General features: G+C 57.9%; 14 protein-coding genes and 3 tRNA genes. 11 read left to right on the forward strand and 6 right to left on the reverse strand.

The features are described 5' to 3' along the window. Nucleotides 1-13 precede the first annotated feature (13 nt). Nucleotides 14-1,435 (reverse strand): 3-isopropylmalate dehydratase large subunit, encoded by a 1,422-nt coding sequence (gene leuC, locus MHY08_RS09155; RefSeq protein ID WP_239236356.1) that lies wholly within the window; start codon nt 1,433-1,435, stop codon nt 14-16. Between the two features lie 52 nt (nt 1,436-1,487). Between leuC and MHY08_RS09160 the strand changes: the two genes are divergently transcribed. From MHY08_RS09160 to MHY08_RS09175, 4 genes are all read left to right on the forward strand, one after another. Then, complete coding sequence (locus tag MHY08_RS09160; protein WP_239191400.1) at nt 1,488-2,171, forward strand: IclR family transcriptional regulator; 684 nt, start codon at nt 1,488-1,490, stop codon at nt 2,169-2,171. 183 nt (nt 2,172-2,354) lie between these two features. Next, nucleotides 2,355-2,648: a hypothetical protein gene (locus MHY08_RS09165; RefSeq protein WP_239236359.1), complete on the forward strand. Its 294-nt coding sequence runs from the start codon at nt 2,355-2,357 to the stop codon at nt 2,646-2,648. Between the two features lie 214 nt (nt 2,649-2,862). Beyond that, complete coding sequence (locus tag MHY08_RS09170) at nt 2,863-5,514, forward strand: YhgE/Pip domain-containing protein (protein ID WP_301438135.1); 2,652 nt, start codon at nt 2,863-2,865, stop codon at nt 5,512-5,514. Between the two features lie 3 nt (nt 5,515-5,517). After that, the gene (locus MHY08_RS09175) at nt 5,518-7,725 is read left to right on the forward strand and encodes a YhgE/Pip domain-containing protein (RefSeq protein WP_239236361.1); all 2,208 of its coding nucleotides are present in this window, start codon (nt 5,518-5,520) and stop codon (nt 7,723-7,725) included. A 427-nt stretch (nt 7,726-8,152) separates the two neighbouring features. Here the strand turns inward: MHY08_RS09175 and MHY08_RS09180 are convergent. From MHY08_RS09180 to gltX, 4 genes are all read right to left on the reverse strand, one after another. After that, a tRNA-Glu gene (locus MHY08_RS09180) sits at nt 8,153-8,228 on the reverse strand. Nucleotides 8,229-8,896: 668 nt separating this feature from the next. Further along, nucleotides 8,897-8,969, reverse strand: a tRNA-Glu gene (locus MHY08_RS09185). Between the two features lie 39 nt (nt 8,970-9,008). Next, a tRNA-Gln gene (locus MHY08_RS09190) sits at nt 9,009-9,080 on the reverse strand. Nucleotides 9,081-9,318: 238 nt separating this feature from the next. After that, nucleotides 9,319-10,812 (reverse strand): glutamate--tRNA ligase, encoded by a 1,494-nt coding sequence (gltX, locus tag MHY08_RS09195; RefSeq protein WP_239236390.1) that lies wholly within the window; start codon nt 10,810-10,812, stop codon nt 9,319-9,321. Nucleotides 10,813-11,044: 232 nt separating this feature from the next. Between gltX and MHY08_RS09200 the strand changes: the two genes are divergently transcribed. Genes MHY08_RS09200 through MHY08_RS09230 form a run of 7 tightly spaced genes read left to right on the forward strand, consistent with a single transcriptional unit; the run spans nt 11,045 to nt 20,580 of the window. Continuing rightward, the gene (locus MHY08_RS09200) at nt 11,045-13,489 is read left to right on the forward strand and encodes a choice-of-anchor M domain-containing protein (RefSeq protein ID WP_239236363.1); all 2,445 of its coding nucleotides are present in this window, start codon (nt 11,045-11,047) and stop codon (nt 13,487-13,489) included. Nucleotides 13,490-13,525: 36 nt separating this feature from the next. Further along, nucleotides 13,526-15,127 carry a choice-of-anchor M domain-containing protein gene (locus MHY08_RS09205; protein WP_239236366.1) on the forward strand — a complete coding sequence of 534 codons (1,602 nt, stop codon included), beginning with the start codon at nt 13,526-13,528 and terminating at the stop codon, nt 15,125-15,127. Continuing rightward, on the forward strand, nt 15,127-16,635 hold the full coding sequence (locus MHY08_RS09210) for an anchored repeat ABC transporter, substrate-binding protein (protein WP_239236367.1): 1,509 nt from the start codon (nt 15,127-15,129) through the stop codon (nt 16,633-16,635). Before MHY08_RS09205 ends, MHY08_RS09210 begins: the two co-directional genes overlap by 1 nt. Continuing rightward, nucleotides 16,628-17,506, forward strand: coding sequence for a choice-of-anchor M domain-containing protein (locus MHY08_RS09215; protein ID WP_204609296.1), 879 nt, complete (start codon nt 16,628-16,630; stop codon nt 17,504-17,506). Before MHY08_RS09210 ends, MHY08_RS09215 begins: the two co-directional genes overlap by 8 nt. Next, nucleotides 17,493-18,227, forward strand: coding sequence for an anchored repeat-type ABC transporter ATP-binding subunit (locus MHY08_RS09220; protein ID WP_370658796.1), 735 nt, complete (start codon nt 17,493-17,495; stop codon nt 18,225-18,227). The genes MHY08_RS09215 and MHY08_RS09220 overlap by 14 nt, the downstream gene beginning before the upstream one ends. Continuing rightward, complete coding sequence (locus MHY08_RS09225; RefSeq protein ID WP_239236374.1) at nt 18,224-19,135, forward strand: anchored repeat-type ABC transporter permease subunit; 912 nt, start codon at nt 18,224-18,226, stop codon at nt 19,133-19,135. Before MHY08_RS09220 ends, MHY08_RS09225 begins: the two co-directional genes overlap by 4 nt. Then, on the forward strand, nt 19,132-20,580 hold the full coding sequence (locus tag MHY08_RS09230; protein WP_239236376.1) for a choice-of-anchor M domain-containing protein: 1,449 nt from the start codon (nt 19,132-19,134) through the stop codon (nt 20,578-20,580). The genes MHY08_RS09225 and MHY08_RS09230 overlap by 4 nt, the downstream gene beginning before the upstream one ends. 78 nt (nt 20,581-20,658) lie before the next feature. Here the strand turns inward: MHY08_RS09230 and MHY08_RS09235 are convergent, their stop codons facing one another. Continuing rightward, nucleotides 20,659-21,798: a PHB depolymerase family esterase gene (locus MHY08_RS09235; RefSeq protein WP_239236378.1), complete on the reverse strand. Its 1,140-nt coding sequence runs from the start codon at nt 21,796-21,798 to the stop codon at nt 20,659-20,661. Nucleotides 21,799-21,878 lie beyond the last annotated feature (80 nt).

Below are 21,878 nucleotides of genomic sequence, written 5' to 3' on the forward strand. Positions count from 1 at the left end.
CCTTTCTAAGCGCTTAATCCAGATCTGCAGGGCTAGACAGGTACCCGGTCACGGCAGTCGCGGCAGCCACCTGCGGGGAGACAAGGTGCGTGCGCCCACCAGGGCCTTGTCGCCCCTCGAAGTTGCGGTTGGAGGTGGAGGCGGATCGCTCGCCCGGAGCCAATTGATCTGGGTTCATACCCAAGCACATCGAGCAGCCGGCCGTACGCCACTCCGCGCCGAACTGTCGGAAGACTTCGTCGAGGCCCTCCTCCTCCGCTTGGGCCTTGACCACGGCGGAGGACGGCACGACCATCATCCGCGTATTGGCAGCGATGGTGCGCCCCTTAACCACGTCGGCTGCAGCGCGCAGGTCTTCGATGCGGGCATTGGTACAGGAACCGACGAAGACGGTATCGATCTTGATATCGCGCAACGGAGTATCTGGCTGCAGGTCCATATACTGCAAAGCCTTTTCCACAGTGGCCTTTTCATTATCGTCACCACAATCTTCCGGATCCGGGACCTTCTCCCCTAACGGAAGGCCCTGTCCAGGATTGGTTCCCCACGTAACAAATGGGGTCAGCGAGGAGCCATCAATTTCCACGACAGTATCGAATTCTGCCCCTTCGTCCGTGGGAAGTGTCTTCCAATACTCAACTGCAGCATCCCAGTCTGCTCCTGTGGGAGCGAACTCGCGGCCCTTGACATACTCGAAGGTCGTCTCATCGGGAGCGACCATACCGGCGCGGGCTCCTGCCTCAATAGACATATTGCACATCGTCATGCGCGCTTCCATGGACATCTTGCGGATGGCCTCACCGCGATATTCAATGATGTGGCCCTGCCCGCCACCGGTACCGATTTTCGCGATTATGGCCAAGATGAGGTCCTTGGCAGATACCCCTTCTTGCAGCTCGCCAGTCACCTCAATAGCCATGGTTTTGAATGGCTTTAAAGAAAGCGTCTGCGTAGCCATGACGTGTTCTACCTCAGAGGTGCCAATACCCATGGCGATAGAACCAAAGGCGCCGTGCGTGGAGGTATGCGAGTCGCCACACACGATTGTCATACCCGGCTGGGTGATTCCCAGCTGCGGGCCAACTGTGTGCACAATGCCCTGCTGGGCATCACCCATAGAGTGCAAGCGCACTCCAAATTCCTCGCAATTCTTGCGCAGGGTCGATACCTGGGTGCGCGAAACCTCATCCTTGATTTCCAAGAGGTTGCCGGACTTGATGCCTTGCGTGGGAACGTTATGGTCCTCGGTGGCCAAGTGCAGCTCAGGGTGACGCAACGTGCGGCCGGCCAGCCGCAAGCCATCAAATGCCTGCGGACTGGTAACTTCATGTAGTAGCTGAAAGTCAATAAAGATAAGGTCCGGGGCCCCAGCATCGCCGTGTTGGACGACGTGATCGCGCCAGACTTTTTCTGCCAATGTCAGCTTCTGGTTCATAAACATCTCTCCACACTTGAAATCTCATAATTTGGGACGTAGATTTCATTGTATGGGAGAGTATAGCGAAGTTTCCGGAATTAAAGTGTTGGATCGAGCAATGGCCATCATGATGGCTGCCGCCAACCACCCCTCCACCCTCAATGAATTATGCGAAACCACGGGGCTGCCTCGGGCGACGGCACATCGATTGGCCACCGCACTCGAGGCACACCGCATCCTCGTTCGCACCCCCGATGGAAAGTGGAAGGCCGGCCCTGCCCTCCCCGGCAACCGCGATCATCTCCTCGAGGCAGCCGGGCCAATCATGGAGAAACTGCGCGAAGACACCGGAGAATCCATCCAGCTCTACGAGGTCACCGGAAATACCCGTACCTGCATTGCCACCAGGGAGCCGGAATCCGGCCTCCACAACGTCGTACCAGTCGGGCGCCAGCTACCGCTTAGCTCCGGCTCTGCCGCGCGCATCATTGCCGCATACGTAGACATCAATACCGATAACGCCTCGTTTACCCAAGAAGACATTGAGGCGGCCCGAAACCAAGGCTATTCCGAGTCTATTGAGGAACGCGAAGCCGGCTTAGCCTCCATCTCAGCGCCCGTTTTCGATAGTTCCGGGACATTCCTCGCAGTGTTGTCGATTTCCGGATCTGTCGAGCGCTTCCAACCTTCCCCAGCCCAGAAATACGCCAACATTCTCACTTCCGCCGCACGCGAATTGAGCAATCTCCTTTAAGGTCCTCCCCAGCTTTACGACGCCCGCCTCCACCTAGCCCCAAGGAGGCGGGCCCTTTTTATTTCCCAAACCGGAAAAATTAGAGAAACGCGCCCACACCTATTGAAACCGAAATGAAAATACGGTTTAATGAAAACACACTGAAAACAACGGGGCTTCCCCCACCAGAGAGGATCAGGCATCATGACCCACACCACCCACGAAGACCATACCCACACCCACGGCGCTGACTGCGGCCACGTTTCCTTCCCGCACGGTGACCACACTGACTACCTCCACGAGGGCCACATTCACCGTGAGCATGATGGCCACTGGGATGAGTGCGAGACCACCGAGCACGTTGAAGCCGAGGCGCACGGTGACCACACCCATGGTGAAGGCTGCGGCCACGTAGCTATCCCGCACGGCGACCATGTGGACTATCTGCACGATGGCCACCGCCACGCCGCACACGGCGATCACTACGACGAGCACTAATCGCCTGTCGGGGCTTAGCCCCTTATCGCGCCGCCCTGGCCCCTGACGTTATGGGTCACGGCGGCCTTTTCTATGTCTGTTCTTTCGCTTTAGAACGCCCTGAAATTCACACCAGAAACATATCTGCGAGCTCGACAGGACGCACTCTCTCATTTCTGTTAAAACTGACAGTCAGACTATTAGTTCTTTCCGGTTGGGTGCTACGGTTCTTCGAGTGATTACTAGTTGGAAGATATTTCTCCAAGATTTCGTCCGCTTGTGGCGGACCCCGCAGGTCTGGGTGATCCTTATAGGTTTGATGATCACCCCAGCCCTGTATTCCTGGGTAAACGTCTCCGGTTTCTGGGACCCGTACGGAAACACAGAACACCTCAAGGTCGCCGTAGTTAATGAGGACAAAGGCGCATCCTCGGAGATGACTGGCCACTTAGATGTCGGCGGGCAGATGATTGACAAGCTGCATGACAATGACAAGCTGGGCTGGCAGTTCATGGACCGCCAGGAAGCCGAGGACGCCGTTAAGAAGGGTGACGTCTTCGCCTCGGTGATCGTCCCCGAGGACTTCTCGGCCGATTTCGTGAGCCTTTTTAAAGGTACCTATTCTCAGCCCACGCTGGAATATCACGTCAATGAAAAGCTCAACGCCATTGCACCGAAGATTACTGATACTGGCGCTTCTACCCTAGACACCACCATTAGCTCGACCTTCAATGAGCAGGTAGCGGATTCGGTGGCTACGGAGCTAAAGAACTCCGGTGGCGATTTGAGCCAGAAGATTAACCGCACCGCAAGCAAGACCGCGGATTCTTTTTCAGAGACCGCAGATACGGTAGCTAACTCCCGGAGCCAGCTTGCTGACGTGCATGCCACCATCGAGGATGCGCGCCCTACCATCGCGCAAGCCCGCGAGTCTTTGGGCACGGTGCAAAAGACCGTCGACGATGCGCAGACTGCCCTGGATGAACTTAACTCCATTACTGCAGAGGTCCAGCGGGAAGTCACTTCTTTCTCGGATGATGCCACCGCCGCCTATGTAGAAGGCACGACCGCCATGGCGGACGGCACCGCCTCCGCCAATGCCACCGTAGGCTCGGTCTCCGGCAAGCTGCGCGGCGCCCTAAATCGCGTAGGTGCCGCATCTGCGGGCGCGTCAGGAATCGTCGGTGAAGCTGACCGGGCCATCGATCAGCTTGAAAAGCTTGCGTCTTCACCGGCCCTGCCACCACAGGTTTCCCAACAGATTAAGGATCAGGTAGGAGACCTCCGCGAACGCAATGATCAAAATAAGGCCGTTCTCGGTGACTTAGATACTCTCAACGGCGATACGAACGACACCATCGATTCGCTCAATAAGACCACGGGCATGCTGGAAAAGATGGCCGCCCAAACGCGCGATGATTCCCACGCGCTGCGCGATAATGTGGCCGAAGGCCTACCCAAGCTCAACGCTGCGCTTTCCGACGTCACCGCTACCACCGGCAAGCTATCCGCCTCACTCGAAAGCCAGCAGGCACTAGTCGGGCAAACCGATGGGCTCTTGGGCGGCGTCGACGAGCAGCTAAGCCAGGCCCAGCAAGTAGTTGAGCGTTTTTCGGTGGACCTCGACGGTATTGAGGAGGGGCTTCGTGCCTCCCGCAGCGACGTGATTGCGCTGAGCAATACTGCCAATAACAATTCCATCCTGCAGTCTGTCAAGGGCCTTAACACCGATGAGGTGTCTTCCTTCCTTGCCTCCCCTGCGGAGATGGAAAGCCACGCCGTATTCCCTGTAAAGCACTATGGTTCCGGCATGTCCTCGCTCTTTATCAACCTCACGCTGTGGATCGGCGCGTTCATGCTGCTCATCATCTTCCGTGCTGAGGTAGACCCGCAGGGCCGCAAGAACCTCACCATTACCAAGGCTTACCTTGCCCGCTTCCTGTTGCTTTCCTTCTTTGCCATCGCACAGGCACTCATCGTGTCCATCGGCAACCTGGCCATTGGTGTTGAACATGCGAATGCATTGGCCTACGTCGCTACCGCTGTTATCGTGGGCCTGTGCTACCTGAGCATTACCTATAGCTTGGTTTCTACGTTTGGACACGTAGGCCGCGGCATCGCGGTGGTCTTCGCCTTCATCCAGATTCCGGGCGCTTCCGGCCTCTACCCGATTGAGATGACCCCAGACTTTTTCCGCGCGGTACATCCATTCCTGCCTTTTACCTACGGCATCGATGCCATGCGCGAAACCGTTGGTGGTTTCTACGGCAACCACTATGCACGCGACCTTGCCGCGCTCATCGGCATGGCCGCGATCGCTTACCTCATCGGTACTGTGATGCGCCGCGGCCTGTCCAACGTCAACATGCTGGTCAATGATGAGCTACGTAAGGGCGGGCTCGTCATCAATGAGCAAGTCCATCTCATTGGCAGCCGTTATCGCTTCACGGACCTTCTCTATGCCTTGAATGACCGCGAGGCCTACCAACAAAGCTTGGAGGATAAATGGAGCATGGCTCGCAAGAATTACTCCCAGCTGATGAAGATCACCGTCGCGGTAGGCCTAGCGTTAGTCGTCGCTTTGGGCATCTACTCACGCATTAACCCTGAAGAAAAGGCCATCATCTTCGGCCTGGCCTGCCTGGTTACGCTCATTGCGGTGGGGGTTATCTGCTCCCTTGAGTACGTCAAGCAGAGCATCGCGCACGATAACCGTCTGGCGGATCTCAGCGATGAGGAAATCCAGGAGCACCTCGAGCACCAACAGGAACACCCAAACCACTACCTCCTAGAGGACTTTGACGAGGAATCCACACCTTCTACTACCAGCGAGACCAAGGAAATGCCCGCCGTTGATGGTGATGACTCCGGAAAGGGAGGCGAGTAAGTCATGAAAAACATTCTGACCATTCTCCGCGATGACCTCCACGCCATTCGCACCAATGTAATGACCGCGGTCATCATCTTTGGCCTTGCCATCATCCCGTTGCTTTTCACGTCCTTCAACGTGCTGGCTAGCTGGGATCCTTTTGCTAATACCAACCAGCTCAAGATTGCTGTGGCCAGCGAGGATGAAGGCCACGAAAGCGACCTCGCCTCCCTGAAGCTTAATCTGGGCGATGAGGTGCTCTCGCAGCTCAGCCGCAATCACGAAATCGATTGGGTCATTACTGATAGCGCCGATGCAGTTGAAGGAACAAAGTCCGGCGAATACTATGCCGGCATTGTCCTTCCCAAAGACTTCAGCGCGGACCTTCTCACGTTCTATGTAGAAGGAACCGAACCAAGCAAGCTCAACCTCTATACCAATGAGAAGAAGAATGCGCTGTCTACCACCATCACGCAAAAGAGTGCGGACGGCGTCATCCAGAAAATCGACGAGTCCTTCACCCGCGTGGTATCCAATGTCGGCCTTGGCGTCGTCTCGGATTTTGATAAATACCTCAATGAGGACGATACCCAGACTGCACTCAATAACCTGCACAATCGCGTCAATAACGTCAGCACTCGCCTCGATGCTGCGGCTGGCACCGTAGGTGCACTAAGCAATCTGGTCGACTCCACGCTGCCGCTTACGCAGGCTGCGGACAATATTCTCGCTGAGGCTGGCCGCCAGGCTACGGAGACAGACAATGACCAAGGCGAAAACCCCATCGACGTTCTGCGCTCTACCCTCAATGACTCGGCTGGTTCGCTCGACGCTTCCTTGGCGGCTACGACGCGAAGCTACGATGCACTCTCTGCCCAGGTCGATGAGTTGCTCAATAATGCAAGCACCACCAGCGCACAAACGGCGCAGACCTACCGCACCGCCGCTGAACGGGTGAATGAGCAAACTCAGGCCTTTGAGGGAGTTCGCACTTCCATCAAGGAGCAAGCCGATAAAGTAGCTCTACCTGCCGCGGTCGCGGGTGGATATAAAGCGATGATGGGCCAGATAGATGCCTCCATTGCCCAGAGCAACGCTCTGCATGATTCGCTGGTATCTACCGCCGATGACCTTGAGCAAGGCCGGGGCACGTCCCAAGACTCCCGGCAGCGCACCAAGGATGCCATCGCCAATGCCAAGCAGGCTGCTGAAAAGGCACGCAATTCCTATAACGAGAACCTCAAACCGCAGCTAGATCAGCTCAACCAGAGCGTCTCGGTGGTCGCGGACGATATTGATGCTGTCAAGCAGGACATCGCAGGCATTCGCTCTTCGGTTTCCCAGGATGACGGGTCGCCACAGCAAAGCCTGGCGCGCGCCCGCGATACCACCGCCGGCCTTGCCGGCACCCTGCGGGAGCAAAGCGGCCGTTTTGCGGACATGGGCCGAAAAATCGACGAGGCGCGCCGTGGCGGCGATTTAGACAAGCTAGCGGATATCGTCGGCAACGATCCAGAACTGCTTGCCTCTCGCATCGCCGCTCCCGTGGCCGTAGACCGCCAGCCGGTCTACCCTGTCGCTGCCTTTGGCGTGGGTATGACGCCGTTCTACCTCACCTTGTCGCTATGGGTAGGTGCCCTTCTGGCATGCGTGTTGGTGCATACCAACGCCGAGCGTAAATACTTGCGCAAGGACGAGAACGGCAAATACGACGAGAGCGAATTCACCCGTGGCCAAGCGTTCTTCGGTCGCTTTGCCACACTCGGCCTGGTCGGCCTTGCGCAGGCCACCTTGGTGGTTCTCAGCCTCATCTTCTTCGTCCAAATCGAGCCTGCTCACCCATTCATGCTCATGTTTGCCGCATGGATAGTCTCACTGGTGTTTATGTTGATCATCTATGCGCTTGTCATCACACTCGATAGTGCCGGCAAGGCCTTAGCGGTGTTGTTGCTCGTGATACAAGTCTCTGGCTCCGGCGGCGCGTACCCGCTGCCTCTGCTGCCTGAATGGTTCCAGAACGTGAGCCCGTGGCTGCCAGCAACGTACGCCATTGATGCTTTCCGCAGCGCCATTGCGGGCACCTATCACGGCGATATTTGGCGCGAGTTGGGCATGCTACTTCTCTTTACCATCCCGGCACTCATCGTCGGCCTCATTCTCCGCCGCGCCATGGATGCCTACCACAAGCGCCTCAAGAAGGCGATTAAGAAGACGAAGGTTATGGCGTAGCCACGCTGGTCGACGCCTCCCCTCCCGCCCTTCCTACACCGCCCACCAAGCCCTATTTCACGGCTTGGTGGGCTTCTTTCATGCTCGGGTCCCACGCTAGTGCCCCAAAGACCTAAAAGGGGCTGAGAAAGCCGCATAGGCATCCACTAAAGGGACTCGGATACCCTTCCTATCGGCTAGGTCTAGCTTCCTTCTTAAGGGATTCCCTCGAACGCAGCTATCGGGCACGTAACCCACTTACGGCCCACCTGAATCCCTACTGAAGGACCGCTACGGGAGTCTGCGCCCCGCTTTACCCCAGCTCCCATACCGTCCCGTGGGCAGGACGGTTAGCCCTTGGACATCGAGACCTGTCCTACATGCCGCTAAACCGCACAGGTCTTGGATAAAGAAAAAGCTGCGAACCATCTGGCTCGCAGCTTTCAGTTGGTACCCCGTACGGGATTTGAACCCGTGTTACCGGCGTGAGAGGCCGGCGTCCTAGGCCGCTAGACGAACGGGGCGCGTTCGCAGCAATCGCACACTGTGCGTTGCGGACTTGTTAAGAGTAAACGATGGGTTAATTCAGCACAAATCGCGCGGTCAAGGACGGTTTTGAGGGCAGGCGAAGGAAAACGCAAAAATTCCCGAGTCCGGTACTGCAGTGAGGGTTCTTCGTGGCCGAGGTGCGGATCGAATCAGTGGTTATTCCGCAAGCAATCTGTGGATAGTCCGTGGCCGAGAACGCTGTGCTAGTAGGACTCGGGATGGCGCTGTGCGTCGAAGTGCATATGCGGCAGGCTCCTATACTTCGTACAAACGTTGGTGGGAAAGAAGTTGTGGATTATAGCGTTACTACCTGGCTGTGCTTTCGGGCTGTGCGCCTTGGCTGTGGTGCGTTTCGCTTTCTGTCACCCGCTCTCCTTTCTGTTTGTTTTCTGCTGTACTTGCAGTCTATGCCTACGCATGCAGGACAGAAAGGGTTTTGCACAACTTCGCGGCGGTCTTAACCCTGGTCTCATTGGCAGGACGCTGCTGACTGCGCGGACGAGTCCAATGGTCTGGGGGTAGGTTATAACCAGTTGTAGCCACCCGCTACTCGCACCCCGTATGGCGCCAGGAGATGACGACGCCAAGAAAAGAACTGCCCCGAGTATGAAAAATCCTCCAGCCTTTAGGCTGGAGGTCTTTGTACCCCGTACGGGATTTGAACCCGTGTTACCGGCGTGAGAGGCCGGCGTCCTAGGCCGCTAGACGAACGGGGCATAGAACTAGTGAGCCTGCCGTTTAAAGCATTTTCACTGCTGGCCTACCAGGACTCGAACCTAGAATGGCGGTACCAGAAACCGCTGTGTTGCCAATTACACCATAGGCCATTTGCTAACTTGCATTGGAAGCTTACTGCTTTTCGGCTGTTCTCCCTTGCTCGCTGCAACGTGTAATAACTATAATGATCAACGCGTAAACTGCCAAATCGCCAGCACACAGCCCATTTTCAGGCCATTAGGATGGTTAATAAAAATGCGGCGAATGACAGCGCTGTAGTTCAGCTGTCATTCACCGCATCGAGGGGCGGGATAGATATCTATCGCCGCCTTACGGGAGGCACTCCTCCTACTGTGCCGCCGGCGCGTAGGGAGTCACTTCACGAGCCGCACGAAGGCGGGCCAGGGTAGACTCCTTGCCCAGCAGCTCCATGGACTCAAAGAGCGGTGGGGAAACCTGGGCGCCGGAAATGGCTACGCGCAGTGCGCCATAGGCCTTACGGGGCTTCAGTTCAAGGTCTTCAATAAGGGCCTTGGATAGTGCCGCCTCGATATTCTCAGTCTTCCACTCCGCAACGCCCTCGAGGGTCTCAATGCCCACCTCGAGCGGCTGAATGGCCTCTTCCTTGAGGTTCTTCTTCGCCGCCTTCTCATCGAGCTTTAGATCGGCATCCGGGGTCACCAAAAAGCTCATGAGGCCATAGGCGACAGACAGAGTCTTGATGCGGGTTTGGACAAGGTCTGCGGCGAAGGCGAACTTCTCGCCATCATAGTCGGCCGGGAAATCCGTGTACTCGGTCAAGTAGTTGCGCAGACGGAAGGCAAACTCTTCTGGGTCCAGCTGGCGGATGTGGTCCGCGTTGATGGCCTCGAGCTTCTTCTGATCAAAGCGTGCGGGATTACCCAGCACGTCGTGGACGTCGAAGTTTTCAACCAAGTCATCCATGCTGAAGATGTCCTGGTCCGCGGACAACGACCAGCCCAGCAGGGACAGGTAATTGAGCATGCCCTCAGGGATGATGCCGTTATCGCGGTGATTAAACAGGTTGGACTGCGGGTCGCGCTTAGATAGTTTCTTATTGCCCTCGCCCATCACAAAGGGCAGGTGGCCAAACTCTGGGGTGAACTCGGCAACGCCAATCTTCTTAAGGGCGTCGTAAAGCGCGAGCTGACGCGGAGTAGAAGACAGCAGGTCCTCACCACGCAGCACGTGGGTAATGCGCATCAGGGCATCATCAACCGGGTTAACCAGGGTGTAGAGCGGCGCACCATTGGAACGAGCAACCACATAATCTGGCTGGGTTTCAGATTTGAAGGTCATTTCCCCGCGCACCAGGTCGGTCCAGGTCCAGTCCTGCTCCGGCATGCGCAGGCGCCAGACCGGCTTGCGACCTTCGGCCTCAAAAGCATCGATCTGCTCTTGGGTGAGATCGCGGTCGAAGTTGTCATAGCCCAGCTTCGGGTCACGGCCGGCCGCCTTGTGGCGCTCCTCCACTTCTTCAGCGGTGGAGTATGCCGGGTAGACAAATCCGCCGTCGATAAGCTTGTCCAGAACCTCTTTGTAGATGTCCATGCGCTGGGACTGACGGTAAGGTTCGTGCGGGCCGCCAACATTGATGCCTTCATCCCAGCCCAGGCCAAGCCAGGTCAGGGAATCAATGATGGCCTGGTAGGACTCCTCAGAGTCACGGGCGGCATCGGTGTCTTCGATGCGAAATACCAGCTTGCCGCCGGTATGGCGGGCATAGGCCCAGTTGAATAGTGCGGTGCGCACCATGCCTACGTGCGGTGTGCCGGTTGGGGATGGACAGAATCTAACGCGTACTTCAGTCATGCCCACCATCGTAGTGGAGCCGCCGATTCCAGTCCGCACCAGCCCAAGCGCCCCTAAAACCTGCCCGGCGCGCAGCAATTTGCAGTCTATTCCTACACGCAAATTGGGGTAACTGGAAACGGGTTTCACTACAAAACCACAGGTCAATGAAACTGACTTTCATTACGTCTAACAGGTTATGGGAATCATTTTCTATAGTTTCTGGTGAACTTGTGAGAACTGTAGAAAGGCCTTCCCAACTGTGGCTTCCCCACGCACCCGTTTCCTTGCCACGCTGAGCACTTTGGCGCTTATCACTCCCGCCACGGCTGTCGCAGGCCCCGATGATGGCAAGCACATCGCTACCAATACCCACGTTGACTCCCCCAAGTCTTTCTGGGAGAACAACGATTTCGTCCTAAAGTCCGAGTTTGGCGGTCAAAAGCCCCCAATTGCAGACACTGTTGCCTGGGTGGGCAAGGGCTACAGCGCTACGGATAACAGCAACCAGTATCTCTATACGCTTCCGGCAAACGGGACCCAAGACTACATTGGGGCCCCTAGCACGACTTACTACACAGCACCGCACCAGGTATCCGGTAATACTTCGCCCATTTGGCTGGGCTTTGGCGCAGATGCTTCCCTGCCCACGGACAAATTTCGGGATGGCGTAGCCTTCCTTGACTTGCTCAACGTCGATGGCCCCGGCGAGGTGGAGCTTTTTACCAATAAAGATGAAGATGAGGACGGAACCCAGCTGCACCGTATGCTCGGTTCCTTCCCGGATTCGCCGCACTCTGCCTACCTTGTTGCCGGCACACATACGCACAACTCCACTCTGTTTACCAAGCCAGGACGATACCGCCTGACCTACCGCACCAGTGCGCGCGGTAAGGACGGCCAGCTCATAGCCAATGAGCCACAGACCACCACCATCCAAGTTGGCGGTCAAAAGCCCAAAGAGGAGAAAACGCCGAGCCTCAAGGAGCGCTTCGCCCAGTCTGCGGCCGGCAACGCCGCTGCTGCAGGCTACAGCCTGCGCATGGCCCCCAAGTCCAATCCTGAAAAAGACGGTGACGACAAGCTCACCACCATTTCCTTCGACGCCAAGAACAAGGCACAAGGCACTCTCACTCTGCTTATCGACGGCTACTTCCTCACCGACCTTCCCGTTAAGGACGGGCATGCTCAGTGGGACGAATATATGGGCCCCGACCCGTCCCAGGTACAGGCCGTCTTCACCCCAGAGGGCGATGCCCCACGCTGGATATCCAAGCCCCTTGATTTCCAACCCGGTAAATCCAGCCACACCGATTCTTCTGCCGCCGCTGATACGTGGCAGGAAACCTCCCAGCCGCGCCAGCTTGCCCCCACCGAGGAAACCGAGCTAAAGGAGCTCGGCTACACCATCCGCATGCGCAAGCAGGGCAATGGTGGCACCAAGATCGTGGTGGATACTGACGATAAAACCTTCAACGGCCTTCTCACGGGCGGGCTCTATGACACGAAGGGGGCTAAATACCCCACCGTGGATCTGGAAACCCCTATTACTAACGGCCACGGCGAGGTCGCCTTTGATGAGGGCGAGTACTTCAAAGGCTATTTTGCCAAGGTTAACCTCTTCCCCCATTCCACCGTTAAAGCTGGACATGCTAGCAGCGTTATTACTGAGTCTTTTGCTTTTGGTGACAACTACGAAGTCAGTGGGAAGTTCTCCACTTCCAATGAAGAACCAGAGGCTACCCCAGGCAAGGAAGACACTCCGTCTTCCGCGCCGCAGCCAGGCACCGAAGAACCGCAAACCGGCAATGCACAATGCAGCGAAAAGTACCTACTAGACCGTGGTCATGTAGACATCAAGGCCCAGCCTGCCGAGGACGGCTTTGCAACGGTTCTGCGCGATGACACGGCACAGGTGGACAAGAAGTCTGTTGACCGCAAACTCGATGACGTTGTACTCGGCGTACACGATAATGCGCTCACCCCGCGCAATAAGAAGCTCGCGGGCAAGGAGTTCGATTTCCTAGGAAAGCCCGGTGAGCGCTTCTATCACCTGCCGCAAACCCAGGACCAAAACATCATTTGGCCAGGCTATAACACCCAGGATTTGAACTATTCCTTAACTAAGGACAATGCCGTCAACCTTAACTTGAAGCCTACCTCCACGCCGGACGGTGCCGAGTGGGGCGCCTTTATCGACGCCTCCCATGGCAAGGGCTTTTCGGTCCTCGCCAATTCTGCGGCTAAGGACTACACCATCGAAACCAACTTTCCGGCCCATACCCATACGCACTGGGCCTTTTCCAAGCCTGGCTTGTACACCTTTGAGGCTACTTATACGGCCACGGGCACGGACGGCAAGGAACTAAAGTCCGCGCCCCAAACCCTCACCTTTGCCGTAGGCGATAAGACATTAGACTCCTGTTCCTTCCTCGCGCCGGGCACGACCGGGAGCGGAGAGCCCAACGAAAGTCCAACAACTAAGCCTTCCGCGGAGCCTTCCCAGGAGCCTTCCACGCAACCGTCCGCCCCAGATACCCCGGACGCACCAGCCCACCCCGGCCGGCCAGAAGAGCCCACAGGGTCCTCGTTTAGCCCGTGGAGTTTGGTCCTACCAGCGGTCCTCGTGGTGATTTTCAAGGCCTTTTATAACTTTTTCCGAGATAACGAGGACCTCATCCGCAAGCGCTTCGGCCTCAACTTCTAAGCCTCTTCTACCCCACCAATTAGACGGGAAACCACAATGCATTATTCACCATCCTTTGCCTCCCGGCACGTCCCGCTGCGGCGCCGATTTATTCACGTATTCGCTGCCGTCTTTGCGACAGCACTGGCCTTCTTCTCCCCCGCCGCGGCACTTGCCTTTGATGAGGTCTTCGACTCTGGCCACGTAGACGCCTTCTATGTCACGGCCCCAGATGGCCAGCTACACCTATCGATGAAGGAAGACATCACTGGATCGGGCGTTCCACGCTCCGGCGATGATGTGGTGCTCAAGGTTGTCGAGGATGCCTGGTCGGATGCCACCGAGGCCGTGCCAGAGATCGGCCAACCCACCTATTTCCTGCCGCAGACACAAGATCAGCGCATCATTTGGCCGGGTTGGGATACCCAACCTGCACGCGATGGCGGCTTTGACAACGTTGACCTAGAATTCGCCGAAGTTTCCGGCCCGGGTTCGGTATATGTCTTTGAGACCAGCGGTTTCGGTGACATTCAGGCGGTTACTGATTCCGGTTCAATGGAGCTGACCAGCGGTGAGGTCATCAATCAACCCACTCCGGCCCACAGGCACGTCAACTGGGCCTTTAGCGAGGCTGGCACCTACACCATGACGGTGCGGGCCCACTCCAACGGCGAGTCCAGCAATGCTGTGACCTACACCTGGGAGGTGGGCGACGGCGGTGATGCGTCCACAGCGGATCGATCGGCTGACACGGGCGAGGTTAGCAATGACCAAGAAGCTTCTAGCACCCAACGATCAGCAGACAAGGGCGGCGCTGCAGCTGCCGATAAGTCCGGCGTCTCCGGGGACGAAGAGTGCACCCCGGGCATGACGCCGCAAATCAAAGACGATACGGTTTCCCCTTCCCAGTGGCGCGATGCTGATGGCGCTACCTTTTATCTCTCCGATAAATCCAGCGTCGATCTGCCCCAAGAGGTAGGCCCAGTGCCAGCCGGTCAGGCGTGGATGATTGGTTCTACCCAGGTCGATGGTGTGCCATGGCTCGGCGCTAATACCCAAAGCCCTTCAATGCGCGAGAATATCCCTGGCGATGTCACCTGGGAGTTAGCAGGCTTCAAGGGCCCTGGCCCGATGATGGTCTACTCCCAGGGCGGACTGGGAAAGATTGTGGGCGATGAGTGGTTCCGAGGCAATGCCGATGCGGCGGAGGGCACCTATTCGATTGCCCCCAATACGCACGTGCATCCCAACTGGGTCTTTGGTGCGCAGGGCACCTATGACGTCACCATTCGCCAGGTGGCCAAGACCGATGAGGGCAAGCAAGTTGCCGGTGAAGCGACACTTCACTTCGTGGTCGGCGGCGACAAGCCGGCTGAAGCCTTTGACAACGGTCACTTCGACTTGGGCGCTGCGGTAAATCCGGAGGGCGGCGACTGCGGGCATGGCGCTGCGGCAGGTGGGGCGTCGGCAAGCGCTGGTGGCTCTACCGCAAGCACCGGATCCAACACTGGCCAGTCTGGGCAGGCACACAGCAAGGGCGGTTCTTTAGCCAATACGGGGACTCCTATTGTTCCCTTTGGCATCGGAGCGTTGGGCTTGGGCATGCTCTTCCTCGGCCTAGGCATTGCCCGTCTAGCTGTAGCTAAGGCAGCGGACTAATGGCGCGTGCGCTATCCCATAGACGCAGGCTTCGGACCATAGGGGCGCTGCTGGGCTCCTGCCTGCTGGCCACTGGTTGTGCCCCTTCAGCTGCGTTGGATACCGGAAGCGGAGAAAAATTCGCCGTGGTGGCCACCACCCCGATCCTCGCGGATCTTGCGCGCAACGTCGCGGGAGAAGATGCCCGGGTACAAAGCCTTATCCCCAGCGGAAAAGATCCGCATACCTTTGAGCCAACGCTGCGCACGGTGCGCGATGTTGCCAATGCCGATTTGGCACTGAGCAATGGCTACTTGCTGGAGCCACAGTCTCTCATCGATACGCTGCACGAATCCACCGATGCCCCCGTGGTGGAAGTCGCCGATGCTGCCTCCACCCGCGGTGCCACTCTGGTGCCGCTGGTAGAAGATGTCTCGCTCGAGGCAATTTGGCTGGGGCTGCGCATCAGCGGTGCACAGCAGCGTTCTTCCGGAGTGGACTTCCGCATGGTCTCTGCCGATGGGCCAGGTAACGTCGCGGCCTATGTGGTCTCTACCTTCGGCACCCCGGAGGTTCTTTTTAACTCGGCCGATGGCATCGATGGAAAAGACTCAGTGACCTTGCCGGCCAACGCCCACACGCACGTGTCCTGGGGATTTTCCCAGCCGGGAATCTACCACCTCGGGTTTCAAGCAGAGGGCACCGACGTCCAACACCTCACTGTGGCCGTGGGAGTAAACCCGCCTAAAGGCATGCAAGTGATAGATTCCGGACACCTGGATATTGCAGGAGACCTAGCCGAGCGACGCATTGACCTGCGCGACCAGGACAAGCGCTTCGACCCTGCCACCACCGTGGTGTCAATCCCCTCTTCGGTACTGCAGCCCATACCGCCGGATCCGTCCTACCGCTTCCTGGGCAGGCCGGGATCGGATACCTACCTATTGCCGCAGGCGGTGTTGGGAAAACACATCCACGGCGAGGTGGATCCGCACCTATGGCACAACGTGGACAACGCCATCGCCTACGTCGATGTCATTGCCGAGGAAATGGCGCAGGCAGATCCTTCCCACGGGGCGTCCTACCGCCAACGAGCGGAGGCCTACACCCAGCGCCTGCGGGATACGGATTCCTACGTAGAGCACGCCATTTCTTCCATTCCTCAAGAAAACCGGCACCTTGTGACCACGCACCACGGCTACGCCTATCTGGAGCAAGGTTATGACATGTCGGTGGCCGGCTTCGTCACTCCCAATCCGGCCATCGAGCCTTCCCCACGCGAAGTCATTTCCTTGCGCCGCACGCTGGAGAACCTCCATCTGCCAGCCGTATTTGTAGAACCCGTGCAGCAGGCAAGCGCCGAGTCCCTGAAGCAGGCTGCCGCGGAGCAAGGCGTGGAGCTGTGCCCCATCTACGGCGACACGTTCGATGACACCGTCAGCTCCTACATCGACCTTATGAAATTTAACGCTGATTCCCTGCAGCGTTGCCTGAACCCCAACCCCACCCATGGAGATAAAGATGCTTAAATTCGCTACTCGTACCGCCACCCGCACCGCCGCCTGCGTCCTCACTGCAGGTTTGGCACTTTCTACCAGCCCTGCTTGGGCGGGCGACCTGGCCCAGGTGGTCGGTGCCGATGAACACGTTGCCCCGCAGGGCGAAGAAAAGGTCATCGATACCGGTCACGTAGACGTTGGCGCCCTGCTTGATGGCACGGAGTCTGAGCTTATGGCCCGCGATGATGCCGGCGATAAGCCAGTCTGGCGTCACTTGGACGACCTCGTGTTTTCCGTGGGCGATAAGGCACAGCAAACCCTTCCCGATACGGATGACTTTGGCTTCGTTGGCGCTGAGTCCGGCGATAAGGTCTGGGTGGTTCCCCAAACCGAGCAGGTCGGGGTTCCCTGGCTGGGTTGGAATACCCAAGCGCCCTCGCTTGTCGATGCCGCCGATCGCGGAGTCACCATGGAATTCCTCGGCCACTCCGGTCCTGGCGATTTCTCCCTTTTCCTGCAAAACGGCGGCTTTGAAGCACCACAGCTGTTGTGGTCTACCGCGCAAAAGAGCGACGAAGACTTCTGGGTAGACCTCAATACCCACACCCATGCCAATTGGACGTTTACAGAGCCAGGCACCCATCAGGTAGGCATCAGAGTCAAAGGTAAGACCAAAGATGGCGCTGATTTCAGTACCGATGGCGTGCTCACCTTTGCCGTGGGCGATGATGCCGACGTCCAAGCGGCCCAAGACACTACTTGGAATCCAGACGATGCCCAGACCGCAGGCTCTTCCATCCCCACTTGGGTCTTTATCCTCGCCAGCGTGGGTGCAGTCGTACTCCTGCTGGCCCTTGGCCTAGTACTGCGCTCTTCCAAGCGGGGCGATAGCCGTGGCTAAACCGCTCATTTCCGTAGCCGACCTGGAAGTATCGCTATCCCACCGGCGCGTAATCACAGGTGCGAACCTAGAGGTCCGATCGGGCGAATTCATTGGGCTCTTAGGCCCCAATGGGGCGGGCAAGACCACACTTATGCGTGCCATCTTAGGGCTCATCCCCTCCTCCGGTACCCGAGAGATCGGGGGAATCGTAGGCTACGTGCCCCAGCGGCACGAGGTGGAATGGGGCTTTCCCATCAATGTCTACCGCACCGTACTCAGCGGGCGCACCGGCATCATTGGCTGGCTCAAACGGCCACGTGCCGCGGACCACGCCGCGGCGGCAGAAGCTCTTCGCCTGGTAAACATGGAAGATTTTTCCACCCGCCCCATCGAAGAGCTCTCCGGTGGTCAGCGCCAACGCGTCCTCATCGCCCGAGCGCTCGCCACGCAACCAGACGTGCTGCTGCTCGACGAGCCCTTCACCGGCCTCGACGCCCCCAATACCGAATCACTACTCGAGCTATTCGAAGAGCTTTCCCAGCGCGGCAAGGCCATCCTCATGTCCACCCACAACCTGTCTGAAGCGGCGCACTCCTGCCACCGCTTGGTCCTCTTTAACGGCACCGTGGTGGCCGATGACTCCGCTCCGCGCCTTCTTCACCAGACCGCTCCGTGGACGCAAACCTTTGGTGTACGCGCCGGTTCTCCCCTGCTTTCTGCCATTGGAGTCTCCGCATGATAGAAATTTCCTTCCTCGATTTCCTCCGCGACCTTGCTAACCCCCACCTCGACTTTCTCGCCCGCGCGGTAGGTATTTCTGTGCTTGCGGCCATCGTCTGCGGCGTCGTCGGCTGCTACGTGGTGCTGCGCGGCATGGCCTTTATCGGCGACGCCGTCTCCCACGCGGTCTTTCCTGGCCTAGCCATTGCTTTCGCTTTGCAAGCCTCCGTGCTCGTCGGTGGCGCGGTGGCCGGTGCGGTTGTGGCGTTGCTCATCGCCGCCTTTTCGCAGCGCCGCCACGTACGGGCAGATTCCATCATCGGCATCTTCTTCGCCGCGGCCTTTGCCTTAGGCATGGTGATCATCTCGCGCACCGATGGCTATAGTGCTTCGCTGACCAGCTTTCTCTTCGGCTCGCTCACCGGCGTATCCCGCAGCGATATCATCGTCGCGGCCAGCGTGTGCACACTGGTTATCGCCGTCGTCGTAGCTTTTGGCCCCCAGCTCAACGCCACCTGCCTGGACCGGGAAACCGCCCGCGCCATGGGGCTTCCCGTAGTTGTGCTCGACATCATGTTGTACCTGTGCGTCACAGCCGCCGTGGTCATCTCTGTGAGCACCATTGGCAATATCTTGGTCCTCGCACTTCTCATCACCCCGGCCGCGACGGCACGCCTGCTTACCACGCATCTTGCGACCATGATGTGGCTTTCCGCCCTCATCGGCGCGCTGTCCAGCTTCCTCGGCATCTACCTGGCATGGGCCATTGATCTTCCAGCCGGCGCCACCATCGTGCTCACGCTCACCGTCATTTTCTTAAGCGTTTGGGCCATCCATCCACTCCTCGGCGCCCGCAAGCACGCCGGTGCCTCGCTTTCCGACGCCCCACGTCCCGACACCCCACGAAAGGAATCCATTACCTCATGAAACCAGTCTGCCGCACCACGGTGGCCCTAGGCGCTGCCAGTCTCATCGGCCTCGGCTCACTTTCAGGGACGGGCGTAGCTGCCATAGCCCCCGCCTCCGCCCACGCAGAAGAGTCCACCGCGGCCTGCTCCGCCAGCGACTTCGATCTCATTACCAAGGGCCACCAAGACATGGCGCTTAGCGGCGATTCCGGCGATCTCAGCTTCACCGTCAAAGACGATGACAAGGGAATCAAGCATGACTCTGAGACCTTTGCTATCGAGGTATCCGATGGGTTGAAACAGCCACTATCTGGGCTCGGAGATAGTTCCCTTCCTGAAGAAGGCTGGGTGCTGCCTCAAACCCAAGACCCCACCGCTCCCTGGCTGGGCTTTAACACCCAGGAGCTATCCCAAGACCTACTCGCCGCTGATGACACCGCAACCTTAAGCATGGCGATCGCACAGGGCCCAGAAGATGGGCGCATTGTGGCCTACCAGGCGGAGCTAGGCGAACCCACGGTGCTCATGGACACTGAAGATGGATCCGCCTGGGATTACCCAGGCAATTCGCATTCCCACCCGGCATTTGCGTTTACCAAGCCCGGAACCTACGCGGTGAGCTTTACCTTTGAGCTTCCCGATGGCTCCCGCCACCACCTCCATGCCGGCTTCCTCGTAGGAAAGCAGGCTGAGGCGAAGGACCTGTGCGACGTGGACTATTCCGAAGCAGATGCGGCCACTGGTTCTGGCAACGGCGCGGATAGCCGCCCCAAGCAACTGGAAAAGGACATCAAGGACGTAGACAAATCCATCGCCGGGTTGGACAAGGAACTGGAGAAGACCCTGCAGGAAGGCCAAAAATTCCTTGACGGCGGCGCACCTGACGATGCCGAAAAGGGCAAGCACTCAACACCCAAGAAGCCGGCGAATACTGAAAAGTCTGGAGCGCCACAAAAGTCCCACGCTCCGACATCAACCCGATCCGCTGCACCTGCGCAAAAGTCCAGTTCTGGTTCACAAACTACGACCCACCACTCGGCTAGCCGTGTCAACGAATCTGCCTCCACCGCAAAATCAGGCAAGAGCACGTCATCTGGCTCGCACTCCTCCGCTTCCACCAGCGGTTCTTCCCGCTCGACTGCCAAGAAGTCCGCCAGTAAGAAGGACACAAAATCCTCCTCCCGTACGAAAGCAAAGTCCGCCGACGCCCGCAGTGCACAGCATGTTCCAAATGCAACCGACAAAGAGAACAAGGACAGCAAGAATGTGCTGACCGATGCCGCTGCCTATACCTCTACCCTCGCAAAAAGCAGCTTCTGGGCGGGGACCCTGGCCGGACTGGGCGCCTTCGCCTTAGCGCTCGGCATCGGGTTGTTGGTCTATGTCCAGTTCTTCCGCAAAAAGAAGACACCACACCAGCACCAGGCCAGTGATGCCACGGCGAACATACCGGGCGTCGATTAGCGCAGGCCCGGCTTAAGAAAGCACAAAACCCAGAGGATCTCTCCTCTGGGCTTTAGCGGTGGCTAAGAGCTCATGCTTCTATACCCGAGTCTTGGACGACAGGAAGTCCCAGACCACGTTCGGCGTATCTGGCTGCCAGAACCAGGTGTGGTCTTGCGGAACCTTAACCAATTGCACATCCTTTTGGCAGCCGTTAAAGCTCAAGCGTTCCGAGCCGCCTGCTTCCGGAGTGGACTGGAAGGTCATATCGCAGCGATTTCGCTTCAGATAGCCGCCGAGCACCGTACGAACAGGGAGGTATCCAGCCTCGTGCCGGTCACCGCCCTCATAGGTCATCATCTCGTCGTTAACGCCGTGCATGATGAGGGTATTCATCGGCGCATCGGCACAGTTGACCTCAACCGGGTTGTAGAAGGCACCCGAAACCATAGCTACAGCAGCAAAGGTGTCCTGTGCGTGGCAGCCAAGCACCGAGGTAAAGCCGCCTCCATTAGACATACCCATGGCGTATACGCGGTTTCGATCAACGTGGTAGTCCTTGTCTACCGAATCAAGAATGCGCTTGATAAAGCGGATATCCTCCCCATCGCGCGTCTTAGCATAAGGCGCAGCCTCCCAGGCGCGCTCGAATCCCTCTGGATAGACGATGATGGCCTCGTTATTGGCCTCAGTGGTCTGCATGCGTGCATAGCTGGAGTAGTTCTCCGGGGAATCTCCCCACCCACCGAAGCCGAAGAGAACGGGCGCCGCCTTTTCCGGCGAATAGTGGTTAGGAATACGCAACAAGTACCTACGGGTCTTACCCTCGTGCTCCATTTCTAGGGACTGCATGGAACCCGGCGCAAACGGCGGGTTCGGATTGATGCTGGTATCTACCATTGCCGGCCGCGGCGCTGGCTCGGGAAGAGACGATCCCTCAGGACTAGGCGCTGCATTGTCATCGCTGCTGCCGCCTTCTACTGGTGCCGGGGTGGATTCCTTAACACCTTCTGGAACTAGGTGGGACCCATCAGGCTGCGGGGTAACCGGCTTTGCATTTTCGGGAGCAGGTGCTGGAGCTGGCGCTGGCTGTGGTGCATTTTCAGGGCCAGGGGCGGGTGCGGGAGGTGGCCCTTCTTGAGCATGGGCAGGAGCGGCGCACACAAGCGCAGCGCTAGCCAGCGCAGCAGCGAGGATCAGGTATAGAGAACGATAAAGAAACTTAGTAACATTAGCCACAAGGTTAGAATTAACCACATCCTTCACTTGATTCACTGTTTACACGCCCAGTGCACACTCAATTCTGTAAGAAAAGCCCA

The sequence above is a fragment of the Corynebacterium sp. ACRPJ genome, from assembly GCF_022347345.1.
Lineage (GTDB): Bacteria > Actinomycetota > Actinomycetes > Mycobacteriales > Mycobacteriaceae > Corynebacterium > Corynebacterium tuberculostearicum_D.

Excerpts from the sequence above, each read along its gene's own strand:
- leuC (WP_239236356.1), bottom strand. The coding sequence starts at position 1,435 with ATGAACCAGAAGCTGACATTGGCAGAAAAAGTCTGGCGCGATCACGTC.
- MHY08_RS09160 (WP_239191400.1), top strand. The coding sequence starts at position 1,488 with ATGGGAGAGTATAGCGAAGTTTCCGGAATTAAAGTGTTGGATCGAGCA.
- MHY08_RS09165 (WP_239236359.1), top strand. The coding sequence starts at position 2,355 with ATGACCCACACCACCCACGAAGACCATACCCACACCCACGGCGCTGAC.
- MHY08_RS09175 (WP_239236361.1), top strand. The coding sequence starts at position 5,518 with ATGAAAAACATTCTGACCATTCTCCGCGATGACCTCCACGCCATTCGC.
- gltX (WP_239236390.1), bottom strand. The coding sequence starts at position 10,812 with ATGGTGGGCATGACTGAAGTACGCGTTAGATTCTGTCCATCCCCAACC.
- MHY08_RS09205 (WP_239236366.1), top strand. The coding sequence starts at position 13,526 with ATGCATTATTCACCATCCTTTGCCTCCCGGCACGTCCCGCTGCGGCGC.
- MHY08_RS09210 (WP_239236367.1), top strand. The coding sequence starts at position 15,127 with ATGGCGCGTGCGCTATCCCATAGACGCAGGCTTCGGACCATAGGGGCG.
- MHY08_RS09215 (WP_204609296.1), top strand. The coding sequence starts at position 16,628 with ATGCTTAAATTCGCTACTCGTACCGCCACCCGCACCGCCGCCTGCGTC.
- MHY08_RS09225 (WP_239236374.1), top strand. The coding sequence starts at position 18,224 with ATGATAGAAATTTCCTTCCTCGATTTCCTCCGCGACCTTGCTAACCCC.
- MHY08_RS09230 (WP_239236376.1), top strand. The coding sequence starts at position 19,132 with ATGAAACCAGTCTGCCGCACCACGGTGGCCCTAGGCGCTGCCAGTCTC.